Annotated in this window: 1 protein-coding gene; it reads right to left on the bottom strand. The window is 67.2% G+C overall.

Features of this window, described 5'->3' with window-relative positions:
* The coding region (locus tag AC08ON_RS12425) for a cyclase family protein (RefSeq protein WP_476617015.1) at positions 1-400 on the bottom strand (400 nt) is incomplete at its 3' end.
* Positions 401-688 lie beyond the last annotated feature (288 nt).

Here is a 688-nt window from a genome sequence, read left to right as displayed (position 1 = left end):
GCGCGAGATAGGGATGTCGTAGGTACCCGTCGTGGCCCCAGTGGACGGACCATCCTGTGACGATGAGGACGACGACATCGTGAGGAAACGGGCGGGTAAAGGGGCCCGATAGCACCTCCGGGCCGATCGCAGCCTGTGGACCGTAGCCCCGCGCGTCCAGCAGAACCGCGGGTCCGGTGAAACGTTGTAGCGGAACCTCGTCAAGCCTGGGCAGCGAGTCGTCGATGTGGAAGGGGGCGTCGACATGCGTGCCCGTCTGTGATCCCAGGTGCAGGCGCTGCACGTTGACGCCGGACTCGGCCGTGGTCAGTGCCGGTGACACGTCGACCTCGGGATCCCCCGGGTAGACGGGCATGCCGGTCACGATGGGTACCGACAGATCGATCAGCTCGGTGCTCACGAGACGATGATCTCCATCCGGTGTCCGCCCCCGGAGCCCGGGGCGGCCGAAGGCGGGCCGAGGGGGCCAGGCATGCCCAGGATCCCAGGAGGCAACACTCCTCGAGGACGTCACTCCCCGACCCCATCCGATGCCGCCATTACGGGGTCATGGGCAGGGCCGCGCAGAGATCACGCTACGTTGTGATCGGTGACGTTTTGTAGACGTGCTGTGGGGTGACTCGGGGCGCCCTGGGCGACACAGCGCGAGCGAAGCGTCTCTTTCCCCATGCGTACCCGGCACGGGCCG

It is taken from the genome of Frankia sp. CoWAU3 (assembly GCF_977971855.1).
This window is presented reverse-complemented; position numbering and strand designations above follow the sequence as displayed.